The sequence below is a fragment of the Amycolatopsis sp. WAC 04169 genome (assembly GCF_003947535.1).
In the GTDB taxonomy this organism is placed as follows: domain Bacteria; phylum Actinomycetota; class Actinomycetes; order Mycobacteriales; family Pseudonocardiaceae; genus Amycolatopsis; species Amycolatopsis keratiniphila.
The window spans coordinates 156,096-171,337 of the sequence record NZ_QHJI01000014.1 but is presented as its reverse complement, the minus strand read 5'-3'; the positions used below and the strand labels follow the sequence as shown (position 1 = coordinate 171,337).

Genomic DNA, 15,242 nt, shown 5'->3' with positions numbered 1-15,242 from the left:
GGTGACCGCGTCCCGCCGCTACAGCGGCAAAACCGCCGACGAACGCCGCGCCGAACGGCGGCTGGCACTCCTCGGCGCCGCGCTGGAGATCTGGCAGGAACAAGGCTGGGCGGCGGTCACCATGCGGGGCGTCTGCGCGCGGGCGAACCTGACCGACCGGTACTTCTACGAGAGCTTCGCCAACCGCGACGCGCTGCTCGCCACCGCCTGGGAACAGGTCCGCGACGAGACCCTGCGGATGGTTCTCGACGCCGTCGCCGCCCGCATCGAGCAACCCGCCCTGGACCAGCTCCGCGCCGCCGTCGACGTCGTCGTGCACCACGTGCAGGAAGAGCCGTCGCGCGCGCAGATCCTTTTCGGCGACCACGCGGGCAGCGCGGTGCTGGAGCAACTGCGGCGGCAGACCGTCCAGGAGACCACCGGCCTGCTGATCGACCTGGCGCGGCCGCATCTGAAGCCGGACGTGGACGGGCTGGAGTTCCGGGTCAACGTCCTGCTGGGCATCGGCGGCTTCGTGGAGATCATGCTCGCGTGGCGCTCCGGACTGCTCGACGCGGACGCGGACACGCTCGTCGAGCACCTCACGGGAGTGGGCACCTCACTGTCGCGGATGTTCCTCAAGGGTGACACCAACGGGTGAACTTTCGGCTCGGCCCCGGCGCCGAGCCGGAAACGAACCAGGGCCCCATCCGGGAGTGTTCCGAATGAGGCCCTGACCTGCGGAGCCGCCTAGGGGAATCGAACCCCTGACCTATTCATTACGAGTGAATCGCTCTGGCCGACTGAGCTAAGGCGGCGGACACCGGGCTCGCACCCGATGACGGAGCCAAGTGTAGCGGAGGCTTGAACGTCACCTTCGAGGGCCACCGTCGTTAAGGTCCTATGACGCCGGTCTCAGTCCCCCAAGATCGGCCCATCCCCACTGGAGGACCTGTTCATGCGGCAACGACTGCCCCGTGTGCTGGCGCTTCCGGCCGCCGCGGCCCTGCTTCTGCTGACCGCGGCTCCGGCGACCGCCCAGACGATCCCGACCACGCCGATCCCCGATCCGGCGAATCCGGGACAGCCGCCGATGTCGGCGCCGATCGGGCCGCAGCCGCTGGGGAAGGCGGTCGGTGACGCGGGTGCCGCGCTCGGGGTGCTGCGGCTGCTGCCGAACGCGGTGCCGACCAGCGCGATCCTGCCGGGAGCGGGCGAGTTGCTGCCGAAGCAGTCCGCGCTCGAAGCCGGTATGGGGCTCTCCAGCGCGCAGGCCAACTCCGAGGCCTACCTGAGCTACGAAAAGTCGATCGCGCAGTCGTCGCCGTTCGGCCTGTCCGCCGCCGGCAACGCGCCGCAGACGCCGGGCAGCCTCGTGCAGACGGCGTTGCCGGACAACCCGAAGCCGATCAGCGGCGGCCTCAACGCGCCGAAGAACCCGCTGTTCAACCTCGGCCTGCTCAACGGTCAGGCGCACGCGCGCTGGAGCCCGACGCTCGGGCCGTGCGTCGGCACGATCTCCGATTCGAGCACGTCGATCGCGAACCTCGCGCTGCTGCCGACCATCCCGAACATCCCGGGCGCCGACCAGCTGACCCAGGCCTCCGACCAGCTCAAGGCCGGTCTCGGCGGGCTTCCCGGCCCACTGGCGAACCTCGGCGGGCTGCTGTCGGGCACCAGCGCCAGCGCCGACGGCAAGGGCGCGGTGCTGAGCCTGCCGAACACGCTGTCGTCGCGTTCGGTCGTGCGGCTGGTCGACATCCCCGGCTCGAAGAACAAGGCCGTCGAGTCGACGTCGACCCTGCAGGCGGCCAACATCGAACTGTTGAAGGGCACTCCGCTCGGCCTGACGATCAAGGTCGCCAGCCAGCCGACGCTGAGGGTCACCTCGACCGGCGACAAGAAGACGTCGAAGGTCGAGTACAGCGCCCCGGTGCTGCAGATCGTCCGCGGCGACAAGGTGCTGTTCACCCTCGACGCGAACAACCCGACCAAGGACATCCCGATCGGGATCCCGCTGCCGTCGCTCAAACAGGTTCCGGGCTTCGACCAGCTGAAGAACGTGCCGGTGATCGGCGGGCTGGCCGAGATGCTCAACGGCGCCACCAAGCAGCTTCCCGGCGGTGAGGCCGGGAACGGGCTCACCCTCGACATCGGGGTGCTGAAGCTGTCGATCGCTGGGCTGAACCAGAAGTCGAGCGACATGACTTCGCCGTTCAAGGGCTTCCAGATGGGCGCCTCGGCGCGGCTGCTGGACCTGCAGATCCTGCCGACGACGGCGCTGCAGAAGGCGTTGCCGCCGGACGCCGCGAAGAAGCTGCCTTCGTCGCTGGCCCAGGTCTCGCTCGGTGAGCAGATCGCCCGGGCGTACGCGCCCACGGGCGGTGTCGAGTGCGGCACGGCTCAGGCGCCTCCTGCCGGCAACAACGGTGGCGCGGCGCCGAAGGGGCCGGTCAAGAACCTGGCGTACACCAACGCCGCCTACGACACGGTGCCGATGTTCTGGTCGGGTACGGCGATGCTGCTGATCGGTGTCGTTCTCGTGGCCGCCATGCCGGGACGGCGCCGGCTCGAGGTGGTTCCGGTCGCGAAGAAGTCGCCTGGCTTCAAGCCTTCGCCGCGGCCGCGCTCTCTGGACTCGGAGGACTAGACGGGGCGAGGAGGGTGATGAACGGTCCTTTCACGTCCCCGCGTGAGAGGACCGTTCGTCTGTCGGGGTTCCCAATGTCGCCTTCGAGTCGCTGAGCGTCCCGAATGCGACATTGGGAACCCCGCCCCGAACCCGAAGTCTCTTCACTTACCCACAGCACTTGTCCACAACCATCCCCACCTGTGGACAACTCCCGCGACCAGCCCTTTTCCCCCTCCACCCCCGGTAAACTGGACTCGGGGACGCCCCCTGGGACGGGCGGGGGCTGGGGTAGGGGCGAAGCGGCGCGTCAGCCCTGGCGCAGGGTGGTGACCATGGCTTCGACGGCGATCCTCGGCTTCACGTTCAGGTCGATCGCCTCGCGGCATTCCAGGACGGCTTCGAGCCGCCGCAGGATCGAGTCCGGCGCCCACGCGGAGGCGGCCTGCGAGATTTCCGAGGCGTGGTCCGGGTGGTTCAGCGTCGCGCCCGCGCCGCTCGCGGTCACGAGCACGTCCCGGTAGAACGCGGCCAAGTCCACCAGCGCGAGATCGAGAGTGTCTCGCTGCGTCCGGGTCGCACGGGACTTCTGGCGCTTCTCGAGCTGCTTCACGGCGGCTTCGGCGGCACGTTTCGCCCCGGCGACACCCTTTCCGGTGCCGTCACCGCCCATCGCGGTGCGGAGTTCGGAACGTTCGGCCTCGTCGCGGACCTTGCTCTCCTCGCCCGCGTCGGCCTCCGCCGCGCTGATCAGCTGATCGGCGCAAGTGAACACATCGGACGGCCGCCGCAGGCCGAGCGGGATCCGCAGCACCGTCGCCCGCCGCTGCCGGGCCGCCTCGTCGGTGGCGAGCCGCCGCGCGCGGCCGACATGTCCACTTGAGACGGACGCGGCCCACTGCGCGCGTTCGGGATCGATGCCGTCCCGCTCCACGAGCACCTGCGCGATCGCCTCGACCGGCGGCGTCCGCAGAGTGACCAGGCGGCACCGCGAGCGGATCGTCACCGACACGTCGTCCGGGTGATCCGACGGCGCGCACAGCAGGAACACCGTGCGATCCGGCGGCTCCTCGACGGCCTTCAGCAACGCGTTCGACGCGCCTTCGGTCAGCCTGTCGGAGTCCTCGATGATCACCACCTGCCACTTCCCGGTGGTCGGGCGGCGGGCGGCGGCCTGCACCAGCGAACGCATTTCGGCGACCGAGATCGAAAGACCTTCCGGCACGACGAGCTTGACGTCAGCGTGCGTCCCGGCCATCACGGTGCGGCAGCCGGGGCACTCGCCGCAGCCGGTGCCGGTGCTGCACTGCAACGCCGCCGCGAAAACCCGCGCAGCCGTCGAGCGCCCCGAACCGGGCGGGCCGGTGATCAGCCAGGCGTGCGTCATCGCGCCGGGCGCGACAGGCTGATTCTCGATGATCCGGGCCGCCGCCGTCGACGCCGTGGAAAGCGTGCGTGCGGCGGGCTCCTGGCCGACGAGCTGTTTCCAGACACCGATCAGCGTCATCTCGCTTCGACCTTCTCCTCCGCCGGAGCGAGCCCGGCGAGCCTGCCGACGAGCACCGCGCGGATCGCGGTCCGCACCCGGTCGCTCACTTCGTCCTCGGTACCTTCCGCGTCGACCACGACATACCGGTCCGGGTCGGCGGCGGCCATCTCCGTCAGCAGATGCTGCACCCGCCACTGCGCGTCCAGCGACTCCGACTTCCGCATCACCGTGCCGGGATCGGCGTCGAGCAGGATGGTGATGTCGGGCCGCAGCCTGCCGGTCGCCCAGTCCGCGAGCCCTTCGAGCTCCTGGCTGTCCAGCCCGGCGACCGCGGACAGATGCGCCAGCGGCGAGTCCACGAACCGCTCCATCACCACGACGGAACCGGCGTCGAGCGCCGGCTGGATGTCCCGCTCCACGATGTCCGCCCGCACCGCGGCGGCGGCCAGCGCCTGCGCCCGCGCACCGGACAGCGAAGCGCCGGAGACGAGCTTCGCGAGCCGCTGATCGTCCAGCGCCGGATCGGCGGCCAGCACAACTGGACGCGTACCCGCGCGCAGCCATTCGGCCAGCCGCGCGGCCTGGGTCTCGGTGTTGATCGCCCGCGTGCCTTCGAGCGCGATCAGCAGCCCGTTCACGCGACGCGGACTGCGGCGCAAAGCGTTGCGGAGGTCGGCGAGGATCGGTTCGGCCCGCCGGTCGTCCATCTGCCGGTACGCGAAGATGCCGGCGAGCAGCGCGAGGACACCGCCGCCGATCATCACCGGCCGCGTCCCGTCGATCGTGATCGTGCTACCCCACACTGAGATCGCGGTCGGCCGCACCAGGCTGATCAGCACGGGCACCAGCACCGTCGAGCCGAAGAGCACGATCTTCATCAGCGACTGGTAGATCGCGTTGATCCGGCCGCGGATCGAGTCCTCGATCCGCGAACCGATGATCGTGACACCGGTCAGGAACGCCGTCCCCGCCCAGACCCCGACCGCGGCGACCGCGACCAGCGAAACGGCGAGATGCGGCGACAGCGCCACCACGACGAGACACAGGCCCGCGGCGACGATCGAGATCCCGAACAGCCGGTCGTGCGCGAGCCGCCTGGCGAGCTTCGGCGCCACCGCCATCCCGGTCGCGAGCCCGAGGAAGACGGCCAGGACGAGCAGGTTGAACGCCGCGTCACCGGCGAGCAGGCTGGACGAGTACGGCTTGGCCGAACCGATCACCGCGCCACCGGCGGCGAAGGCGCCGAAAGCACCGATCATCAGCCCGCGCACCAGCGGCGTCGTCCGCACGAACCGGGCACCGTCGGCGATCATCTGCCGGAAGCCGAACTTCTCCTCGTCCGCGGCCTTGACCTTGGGTTTCTCGACCGCGTGGACGTTGCGCAGCGACAGCTCGGGGATCCGGGTCGCGATCACGATCGCGCTGGTCAGGTACAGCAGGCCGGTGATGACGACGGCGACCTTGGCGATGCCGAGCTGGGCGTCGCCCTGGAAGAAGTGGAACGTGGTGTTGCTACCGGTGAGCACGGCGTTCGCCCCGGCCGCGGTGATCACCGCGAGGCCGTAGGTCATCACCATGCCGAGCTGGTTGGCCGTCTCGACCTGGTCCGGACGGCGCAGCAGGTTCGGCACCGCCGCGTCCTTCGACGGGATCCACATCATCGAGCAGCAGCCGACCAGGAAGTTGCCGACGAAAACCCACCACGGGGTGCCGACGAACGCGATCGACAGCAGGAACCCGCACCGGCCGAGGTCGCAGAGCACCATCACCTTGCGCCGGTCGAAGCGGTCGGCGAGCAGCCCGCCGAGCGGGGCGAACAGCAGCCCCGGCAGCAGCGAGGTCAGCACGACCCCGACGAACGCGAAGTTCTGCGCGGCGTAGTTGTCGGTCAGTTTGGTGACCAGACCGGTCAGCGTGAGGAGGTTCAGCCAGTCCGCGACGCTGCACAGATAGGAGACACCCCAGATCCGGCGGAACGGCTTGATCGCCAGCACCCGCCGCACCCGGTGCATGGTGGAAGCGTCACGTCCCGACGGACCACTCGTGCCCGCCTCGGGCACCGACTGCACGCCCTCGCTGATACGCCCACCCCACTAGTCACGCGGCGCCGGAGTTGCGACCCGGGTCAACACCGGGTACCCCGACCGTAGGGCCAGGGTATCCCGATGGGTGACTTCTGGACGGACGGCCCCGTCCGGCGGTATCCGCCGGACGGGTTACCCGAAGATCCCCGCGATGCTGTTGAACAGGCTCGCGAGCAGCTGGATGGCGAGGACCGCGAAGACGATCATGAGGGCGATCGCGATCATCACCCCGGCCGTGTTCGACGAGGGCTTGGCGAGCCGGGGCATCTGCATGGAACGCTTGGCACGCCGTACTTCGACCTCGGCCTCCTCGTCGACATCGACCGGCTCTTCCGGCTTCAGGCGACGTGGCTGACGGATCAGCTGAGACGGCCTCGACGGCCAGGTCCGCTGCTGGGGCAGGATCCCGATCGGCGCAGCGCCCTGTTCACCCACCGTGCTGACGACCTTGGCGGGCGACGGGGACGCGGTCTGCTCCGGGCCCGGGCTTTCGGCCGGCTGGTCGTCCGCGAGCATGGCCGCGTTGACCATCCTGCTCACGACTTCGGGGTCGGGCTGTACCGGTCCCGGCACCTGCACGTGGACGTCGTCGGCTCCCGCCGACGGGGCCGTCGTGCCGGTCGTGACCAGCCCGGACAGCGGGTCGGCGAACGTGTCGCCCGGAGGATCTGCCTGAGTGCCATCGCCTTTCACGAAGTCGGGGGCATCGAAGAAGGGAGTTCCGCCCTTCCCGCTCATGGTGACCACCTCACTACGGAATGTCCTCTGCTTCCAGGGTAACCACCTCGGCCCGCCGCACATCCGCCCAATGGGCCAGATAAATGTCACGCGCCGCGAGGCTGATCTTCACATCCTCCAGCAAAGGTTCGAAGAAAGAACGCCGGTACCGGACATCCGTCGCGGTCGATGCGGCGAAGTACAGACCGGAGAAGACGGCGAGGAAGACGGAGACGTTGACGAGCGCGGAACTCACCGGGAGGGGGACACCCAGCAGTGTCCCGGGCGCCGATTCGCGGCCGGCGAACTCCGTCACGACCTCGGGGCTGAGGATCAGCACCCCGAACACGACGAAGAACGCGAACACCAGCACCCCGAACGCCACGATCTGCACCGCTTGGGCGAAGAACAGCACCAAGGCGATGTTCAGGCGCTCGGTCTTCGTCAGCGCGCGCCTGCCCGGGGGTGGGGTGTCGTCGTCGAACGGCGTGCCGCGCAGGACGGTCGCGCCGGGCTCCACGGTCCAGGACTTCAGCTCCTTGATCTCGTCGGACAGCATCGACGCCAGGAACACGGCGCCGATCAGCACGAGGAAGCCGGCAACCAGCCACAACCGGCCTGGGGTGAGCCGTTCCACGGCCTGCCACAGCTCGGCGGTGAAGAAGCTGAACATCACCACCAGCAGGAGCAGTGGCAACGCCCGCGACGCCAGCGTGCCGATGGCCCTGACCTGGGCGACCGCGCTCCGAGCCGCCCAGGTGAGGATCGAACCGACGCCGATCCGGACCAGCAGCATCAGCACGGCCAGCGCGGCCAGGTTGGTGAGCACGGCGACCCACAACGGGTTGTCCCACGACACCAGCCCGGTGAGCCGCTCGCCGAGCGGCAGTACGAGCAGCCAGAAGCCGATCGTCACCGCCATCACGGCCAACCGGACCCGGATGTGGCTCAGCACGCGGAGCAGCTTCGCCATCAGCCGCCCGGCGATCACCGGCACCACGACCACGGCGAACGTCAGCGCCAGCACGCCGAGTACGTAGCCGACGCCGCTGCTGCGCATCCGGGCCGCGAGCACGTCCTCGGGGACGTCGAGCAGCTTCAGCAACGCGGCCAGCAGCAGGTCGAGCAGGCACAGGAACACCAGCCCAGGCGTGGACCGGCGCAACATGCCCGCCCCACGCCTCCGCCGGTGGATGACCATCGGCAGCCCTCGCCGCCGGAACCACGCGTCGGCCGCGCGCCGGTCCAGGTCCATGCCCGCATTCCCCCTCGTCGTCGCCCAAGGCGGCTACGTCCGGCTCAAGTCCACCGCCTCGTGCAGCCAGCCCGCCAGTGCCCGGCGGTCCATTCCACCGAACATCAGCCACCCTTCGGAAGGGGCTGCGTACAAAACGAACCTCCCCAAGTCGTTGTCCACGATCACGAAGCCGTAGTCCGGGTACTCGGCGTTCAGCCCGCCGAAGGCGACCAGATCGAGGATCGCCGTGCCGGTGCGCGGACGGTTCAGCGTGTCGGCGACGAGCCCGACCTCTTCTTCCTGGCCAGGCAGCGGCACTCCGTGCTCGTCGATCCTGATGCGCATCGGCTCGGTCTCCCCGGCGGGAACGTGCGGGAGCCCGCCGAACACCCGGGCTCCCAGCTCGCCGAAATCGCTGAGGCTGAACGTGGTCCGCCGCCCCGACCGCATCCGCCAGACGACCGCCTGATGCCCGTCTCCGTAGCAATCGACGCGTACCGAGCGCGGCGCGGACGCGAAGACGCCGGTGAGGACGCCTCGCACCGAACCGCGCAGCATCACGCCGTGCATCCGCACCGCGGCCGGATGGATCTCGCCGTTCTCCATCAGCCCGGCCTCTTCGAGCATCGCCGCCTTGGCCGCGTACCGCTCGGCCTGGGTGACGAGATCCGCCGGCTCGTCGTAGGACGGGCACAGCCGCCGGATCTCGTCGTCGGTGATCTCCGGGTCGTAGCCCAGGTACACGCTCCGCCGCTCGGGCACCGCGCGCAGCACCGGCTCGGCGGCCCGCCTCATCAGTTCCTTCACGGTCGCCGGTTCACGCATGGTTCTGCACCGCCTTCACAATCCATTGCTCAGCCGTCGACCGGCTGGCCGGGCCCCAGGTGAGCGTCCAGCGGCCGTCGCCGTCCATCGCCGCGCTGAACTGGTACCGGCCGAGGTCGTTGTCCACCAGGCCGAACGCGCCGTGCGGATACTCGGCGAGAATGGAGTTCCGCACCGCGAGATCGACGAGGACCGTGCCGTGGCGCGGCCGCGAAGCGCCCTCACGGATCACCTCGACGGCGTCGCGGGCCCGCAGCGGGATCAGCCCGCCGGCGTCCGTCACGATGCGCACCGTCTCGCCGGTGCCCGGCGGATGGTCGGGCAGGCCGTCGAACACCCAGCCCGGCAGCGCGCTGAGGAAACCGGACCGCAGCCGCGCCCGCCTGCCGAGCTTGTTCAGCACCGTGGTGTAGTCCTCGTCGCCGAAGAACCGCACCTCCCACGGCTCCGGACGCGACGGGAACACACCGGTCACGACGCCGCGGATGAACCCGCCGCGCAGCGCGCGATACAGCCCGACGGCCTCGGGCGTGACCTCGCCGCCGGGGGCCAGCCCGATGGTCGCCATCCCGCTCACGAACCGGGTGTACTGCTCCACCTCCTCGGCCAGGGTGAGCCCTGGAGTCGGCTCCTCGTCGGCCAGCACCGGCGGCACGGCGAGCTCCGGGTCGTAGAACTCCATCACCGAGGGACGCTCCGGAACCTCGGCTGCCAGCGGGGCGATGACCTCGTCGATGACGTCGAAGACAGCGGTCGTTGAAGTGCTCACCTGACCATTGAACACCCTGGTACCGACAATTTTTAGAACTTTTGTTCGAACGGGTGAGGCGGTTCGGCGAGCGGTCGGTGAGCGGTCATCGGCCGACAAGCACCGGCCTCATCTCGTACCACTTCGCGAACAAGGAGGAACTCGTCCGGACGGTCCTCGAAGACGTCTTCCGCGAGATCGGCGCGTCCATGGCCGAGCGGATGAGCGAACCCGCGTCGGCGAGCGAGGCGCTGCGCACGACCGTGAACATCCCGGCGGCCTGTGCGACCTGACCCGGCTCCACTCACGTCCTCTCAGATGCCATGAAAGGTCCTTTCCTTGCAAATTTTGCAAGGAAAGGACCTTTCATGGCGCGTGAAGGGAGCTACTTCGTCTTCGTGGCCGTCGAGCGCGTCGAAGGCTTCTTCGCCGCTGTCGACTTCGCTGCCGCGGTTTTGGTCGCGGTGGTCTTCTTGGCCGCGGTCGTCTTGGTGGCCGTCGTCTTCGACGCCGCCGTCTTCCGCGCCGGAGCCTTGCGCTTGGGCGCTGGGCCCTTCGCGCGCTTCTCCGCCAGCAGTTCGGCGGCGCGCTCGGCGGTCAGCTCCTCGATGCTGTCGGACTTCCGCAGCGTCGCGTTGTACTCGCCATCGGTCACGTACGGGCCGAAGCGGCCGTCCTTGACCACCATCGGCTTACCGGACACCGGGTCGTCGCCGAGCTCCTTGAGCGGCGGCTTCGCGGTCGCGGACCGGCCACGCTGCTTCGGCTCCGAGTAGATCTTCAGCGCCTCTTCGAGCGTGATCGAGAACAGCTGGTCCTCGGTGGTGAGCGAACGCGAGTCCGTGCCCTTCTTCAGGTACGGCCCGTAGCGCCCGTTCTGCGCGGTGATCTCGTCGCCGGACTCCGGGTCCTTGCCGACCACGCGCGGCAGCGAAAGCAGCTTCAGCGCGTCTTCGAGGTTCATCGTCTCGATCGACATCGACTTGAACAGCGAGCCCGTCCGCGGCTTCGGCTGCTTCGCCTTCGCGGCCTTCTTCTGCGCGGCGGTCGCGCCTTCGGGCAGCGGCTCCGGCTCGGGCAGGAGCTCGGTGACGTACGGGCCGAAGCGGCCTTCCTTCGCCACGATCTCGTGCCCGCTGACCGGGTCCTTGCCGAGCACGCGGCCTTCCTGCGGTGTCGCGAACAGCTTCTCCGCGATCTCCTTGGTCAGCTCGTCCGGCGGCAGGTCCTCCGGCAGGTTCGCCCGCTGCGACGTCCCGTCCACCTCGCGCTCGAGGTACGGGCCGTAGCGGCCGACGCGCACGACGACGGTGTGCCCGTCGGCGTCGCTGAACAGCGGGATCGAGTTGATCTCGCGGGCGTCGATGTCCTCGACACCCGAGCCGACCAGCTTCTTCAGCCCGCCGAGACGGCCGACGGAACCGTCGACACCCATGTCGCCGCCGAAGTAGAACTTCGACAGCCACTGCGTCCGGTGCTCGTCACCGGCGGCGATGCGGTCGAGCTCGTCCTCCATGCCGGCGGTGAAGTCGTAGTCGACCAGCCGCTCGAAATGCCGCTCCATCAGGCCGATCACGGCGAACGCGACCCAGGAGGGCACCAGTGCGGAACCCTTCTTCCACACGTAGCCGCGGTCCTGGATGGTCTTGATGATCGACGCGTACGTCGACGGGCGGCCGATGCCCAGCTCTTCGAGCTTGCTGACCAGGCTCGGCTCCGAGTAGCGCGCCGGCGGCGACGTGGTGTGCCCGTCCGGGCTCAGCTCGGTCGCGGTCAGTGCCTGGTCCTTGACCAGTTGCGGCAGACGGCTCTGCTTGTCGTCCGCCTCGCCACCGCTCTCGGTGTCGACAGCCTCGACGTACGCCTTGAGGAACCCGGCGAAGGTGATCGTGCGGCCCGACGAGGCGAACGTGCACTCCTCGCCGCTGGTGGCCGTGCCGACGATGCGCACCGACATCGTGGTGCCCTTCGCGTCCGCCATCTGCGACGCGATCGTGCGCTGCCAGATCATCTCGTAAAGGCGGTACTCGTCGGTGTCCAGATCCTTCGCGACCTGGCCCGGCGTGCGGAAGACCTCACCCGAAGGACGGATCGCCTCGTGGGCTTCCTGCGCGTTCTTCACCTTGCGGGTGTACTGGCGCGGCGACGGCGAGACGTATTCCTTGCCGTACAGCTGCGTCGCCTGGCTGCGCGCCGCCGAGATCGCCGACTCCGACAGCGTCGTGGAGTCGGTACGCATATAAGTGATGTACCCGTTCTCGTACAGCTTCTGCGCGATCCGCATGGTGCGCTCGGAGGTGAACCGCAGCTTGCGGCCGGCCTCCTGCTGCAGGGTCGAGGTCATGAAGGGCGCGTACGGCTTGCGCGTGTACGGCTTCTCCTCGACGCTCGCGACCTTGAAGTCGCGGTTCTTCAGCGCCTCGGCCAGCCGGACGGCGTCGGCCTCGGCCAGCACGCGGATCTCGGTGTTCGATGCCTTGAGCTGCCCGTCCGAGCCGAAGTCACGGCCGGTAGCCAGACGGGCGCCGTCGACGGCGATCATCCTGGCCGGGAAGTTGCGGGGGGACGCTTCGGCACCGGCGTCCATCGTCGCGGAGATGTCCCAGTACGACGCCGAGGTGAAGCGCATGCGCTCGCGCTCGCGCTCGACCACGATCCTGGTCGCCACCGACTGCACGCGGCCGGCCGAAAGCTTCGGCATGACCTTCTTCCACAGCACGGGCGAGACCTCGTAGCCGTAGAGCCGGTCCAGGATGCGGCGGGTCTCCTGCGCGTCGACGAGGTCCCCGTCGAGCTCGCGGGTGCTGTCGGCCGCGGCGCGGATCGCCTGCTCGGTGACCTCGTGGAAGACCATCCGGCGCACCGGGACCTTCGGCTTGAGGGTCTCCAGCAGATGCCACGCGATGGCCTCGCCCTCGCGGTCGGGGTCCGTGGCGAGGTAGAGCTCGTCGACGTCCTTCAGCAGGCCCTTCAGCTCCGTGACCTTGGACTTCTTGTCCGGCGTGACGACGTAGAGCGCCTTGAAGTCGTTGTCGACGTCGACACCCAGCCGTGCCCACGACTCGCCCTTGTACTGGGCGGGCACGTCGGCCGCGCCGCGGGGAAGGTCGCGGATGTGTCCGACGGAGGACTCCACGACGTAGTTACCGCCGAGGTACGGGGCGATCTTGCGGGCCTTGGTCGGCGACTCGACGATCACCAGCCGACGACGGCCCGCGCCGTCGTCCGACGCCGCGGTCTTCTTCGTCCGTGCTCCTGCCACGCTGTCCTGCTCTCCGCTCATCTTCGGCGCCTTCGCGCCGCCTCTCGACCCGTCAGTGTGCACGCTCGCACCGCCCGGACCACGGCTAGGTGGTGCAACACGCCGCCGATCGTGTGTCCAGCGCATCGCCGCTGACCTCGTCGATGTTTCCTTTCAACACCTAGCACGTGATGTCGGACACGTCCGCCTGGGGTCCCGCGTGACGGGGCGAACACCCTCCGTTCGACGGTGGTGACACCGTGGCCGTCAACGCTTCACTTGATGTCCACGCCGACCCGAAAGGACTCCACGTGACCCGACGACTCCTCGGCACCCTTTTCGCCATGCTGACCGCGTCCGCCCTGGTCGGCATCGCACCGGCGCATGCGGCCACGACCACTTTCGCCGGAACGGTGGCGTTGTCGAACTGCTCCGGGTCGGTGGTCAAACCGCCCGAGGCGAGCCTCGACGACCCGGCCCTCGTCCTTTCCAACGGGCATTGCCTGCAAGAAGGTTTCCCGGACCCCGGGGAAGTAATCGTCGACAAGCCCTCGTCACGGACGTTCAGCCTGCTGTCCAAGGACGGCCGCTCGTCGCTGGGCACGCTCAAGGCGAAGAAGCTGCTCTACGCCACGATGACCGACACCGACGTCTCGCTGTACCAGCTCGACACCAGCTACGCCAAGATCAAGTCGAGGTACGGTATCGCCCCGCTGACGCTGTCGCCCACCCGTCCGTCGGCGGGTATCGCGATGGACGTGGTCTCGGGATATTGGAAGAAGATCTACTCCTGCAACATCGACGGCTTCGTCCACGAGCTGCACGAGGCGGACTGGGTCTGGAAGGACTCGATCCGGTACACCTCGGCGTGCAAGACGATCGGCGGGACCTCGGGGTCGCCCATCATCGAGACCTCGACCGGGAAGGTCGTCGGCGTCAACAACACCGGCAACGAAAGCGGCCAGCGGTGCACGATGAACAACCCGTGCGAGGTCGACGCGGCAGGGAACGTGACCGTGCGGCAAGGCATCAACTACGGGGAGCAGACCTACCAGCTGACCTCCTGTCTTTCGCATAGTGAACTCGACCTCGCGAACCCGAACTGCCGGGCGCCGAAGCCCTGACTCTTTCTCCCTAGCCGGCTGCCATGAACGGTCGGCGGCTGATCGCGGGTCGGGTGGGTCGTGAGTGGCGTTTCTGGTTAGGGCCGACCCTGTCCTGGATCGGTCTTGCGTGACCGGATGGACGACACACGTGCTCCGACGGACGACACGCGTGTCTGGACGGACGACTCGCGGTGAAGGCTTCGCCGTAGCCGTGTCGTCCATCTGGTCACGCGTGTCGTCCGCCTGATCACACGTGCTGTCCGTTCGATCACGCGAAGTCGCCTGACCTCGCGTTGGTCATGAGTGGCGATTCGAGTCAGAGCCGGCCCTGCCCTCTGTACCTACCGGTCCGAACTCCGTGAAGGTCTGCAGGGCGCGGCGTGCGCAAAACCGGAACTCGCGTGATCACAGACGTGACTCGCGTGATCAGGCACGGAACTCGCGAGTGCGGTGCACGTCCTCATGATGCGGCGCAACGTGGTCATGAGTGGCGATTCGGGTTAGAACACGAAACGCCACTCACGACCCGCGCGACCGAGCGGCTTCAGACGGCGCGCACCACCGGCACCAAGCTCGGCCAGGCGGGCTCGGCACCCGCGGGCGCGTCCCCGATCAGCTCGAGGACGTGCGCGAGCCGCCGCCGTCCGGTGACCCGGAGCAGCGCGTCTTCCCCCTTCTGCGCTTTGGCGGGCACGCCCAGCCGCGCCAGCGCCGTGATCAGCCGCTCGTGCGTCTCCGGCGCCGCCGGATCGAGCGCGAGCAGGTAGCCGTTGCCCTGGGGGCTGCCCGCCGCCAGCGCCCACATCCTCAACATGGCCCCGTCGAGCCGGAAGCCCTCCGGCAGGACCTTCTCTTCACCACGGTTCCACCGCTGCTCCAGTGACAGCAGATCGACCCGGAACGGCGTCCGCACGAGCGGCCGCCCGCATTCGGCGGCCGAGACCTGCGCCTGGACGCCGCGCCGACGGCATTCCCTGGCGAGGGCACCCGCTCGCCACGGCTCGTCGACCACGGCGGACAGCCGCCCGGCCGTCCGCCCGAAGCCCGTCATCCGCCCGGGCCCGCACAGCACTCCGGCGAGGTCGGCGAGCTCCGGCCCGCTCGCCTCCGCCGAGAAGAGCGAGATCGTCCCGTCCACCCGAACAGAATAGAACACAAGTTCGACTCATGGCCAGTGATCGGGCGAT

At 68.9% G+C, this 15,242-nt stretch carries 12 protein-coding genes and 1 tRNA gene; 4 read left to right on the top strand and 9 right to left on the bottom strand.

Annotated features, from left to right (window positions below; genetic code table 11):
• The first annotated feature begins 1 nt into the window (after window position 1).
• Entirely contained in the window at window positions 2-640 is a 639-nt protein-coding gene (locus DMC61_RS35615) for a TetR/AcrR family transcriptional regulator (RefSeq protein WP_016337801.1), read from the top strand.
• Between the two features lie 83 nt (window positions 641-723).
• Here DMC61_RS35615 and DMC61_RS35610 read toward each other — a convergent pair.
• Window positions 724-797 (bottom strand) — tRNA-Thr (locus DMC61_RS35610).
• 140 nt (window positions 798-937) lie between these two features.
• Here DMC61_RS35610 and DMC61_RS35605 point away from each other — a divergent pair.
• Window positions 938-2,629 carry a hypothetical protein gene (locus DMC61_RS35605; RefSeq protein ID WP_125694938.1) on the top strand — a complete coding sequence of 564 codons (1,692 nt, stop codon included), beginning with the start codon at window positions 938-940 and terminating at the stop codon, window positions 2,627-2,629.
• A 289-nt stretch (window positions 2,630-2,918) separates the two neighbouring features.
• On the opposite strand, the gene DMC61_RS35600 is transcribed toward DMC61_RS35605, so the two are convergent.
• From DMC61_RS35600 to DMC61_RS35575, 6 genes are all read right to left on the bottom strand, one after another.
• A complete protein-coding gene (locus tag DMC61_RS35600) occupies window positions 2,919-4,115 on the bottom strand; it encodes a DNA polymerase III subunit delta' (protein WP_125694936.1) in 1,197 nt (398 codons plus the stop codon).
• On the bottom strand, window positions 4,112-6,166 hold the full coding sequence (locus tag DMC61_RS35595) for a dTMP kinase (protein ID WP_125694934.1): 2,055 nt from the start codon (window positions 6,164-6,166) through the stop codon (window positions 4,112-4,114). The genes DMC61_RS35600 and DMC61_RS35595 overlap by 4 nt, the downstream gene beginning before the upstream one ends.
• 147 nt (window positions 6,167-6,313) lie before the next feature.
• Window positions 6,314-6,919: a hypothetical protein gene (locus DMC61_RS35590; RefSeq protein WP_233595059.1), complete on the bottom strand. Its 606-nt coding sequence runs from the start codon at window positions 6,917-6,919 to the stop codon at window positions 6,314-6,316.
• A 13-nt stretch (window positions 6,920-6,932) separates the two neighbouring features.
• The gene (locus DMC61_RS35585) at window positions 6,933-8,153 is read right to left on the bottom strand and encodes a hypothetical protein (protein WP_125694930.1); all 1,221 of its coding nucleotides are present in this window, start codon (window positions 8,151-8,153) and stop codon (window positions 6,933-6,935) included.
• A gap of 33 nt (window positions 8,154-8,186) precedes the next feature.
• Entirely contained in the window at window positions 8,187-8,960 is a 774-nt protein-coding gene (locus DMC61_RS35580) for an ESX secretion-associated protein EspG (protein ID WP_125694928.1), read from the bottom strand.
• Window positions 8,953-9,744, bottom strand: coding sequence for an ESX secretion-associated protein EspG (locus DMC61_RS35575; RefSeq protein ID WP_016337829.1), 792 nt, complete (start codon window positions 9,742-9,744; stop codon window positions 8,953-8,955). Before DMC61_RS35575 ends, DMC61_RS35580 begins: the two co-directional genes overlap by 8 nt.
• Before the next feature lie 62 nt (window positions 9,745-9,806).
• Between DMC61_RS35575 and DMC61_RS35570 the strand changes: the two genes are divergently transcribed.
• Window positions 9,807-10,001: a hypothetical protein gene (locus DMC61_RS35570; RefSeq protein ID WP_199750176.1), complete on the top strand. Its 195-nt coding sequence runs from the start codon at window positions 9,807-9,809 to the stop codon at window positions 9,999-10,001.
• A gap of 92 nt (window positions 10,002-10,093) precedes the next feature.
• Here DMC61_RS35570 and topA read toward each other — a convergent pair whose 3' ends face one another.
• Window positions 10,094-12,991, bottom strand: a complete 2,898-nt coding sequence (gene topA / locus DMC61_RS35565; RefSeq protein WP_199750175.1) for a type I DNA topoisomerase — start codon at window positions 12,989-12,991, stop codon at window positions 10,094-10,096.
• 269 nt (window positions 12,992-13,260) lie between these two features.
• Between topA and DMC61_RS35560 the strand changes: the two genes are divergently transcribed.
• Complete coding sequence (locus DMC61_RS35560; RefSeq protein WP_125694926.1) at window positions 13,261-14,073, top strand: serine protease; 813 nt, start codon at window positions 13,261-13,263, stop codon at window positions 14,071-14,073.
• Window positions 14,074-14,599: 526 nt separating this feature from the next.
• Here the strand turns inward: DMC61_RS35560 and DMC61_RS35555 are convergent.
• Entirely contained in the window at window positions 14,600-15,211 is a 612-nt protein-coding gene (locus DMC61_RS35555; RefSeq protein ID WP_125694924.1) for a hypothetical protein, read from the bottom strand.
• Between the last annotated feature and the right edge of the window lie 31 nt (window positions 15,212-15,242).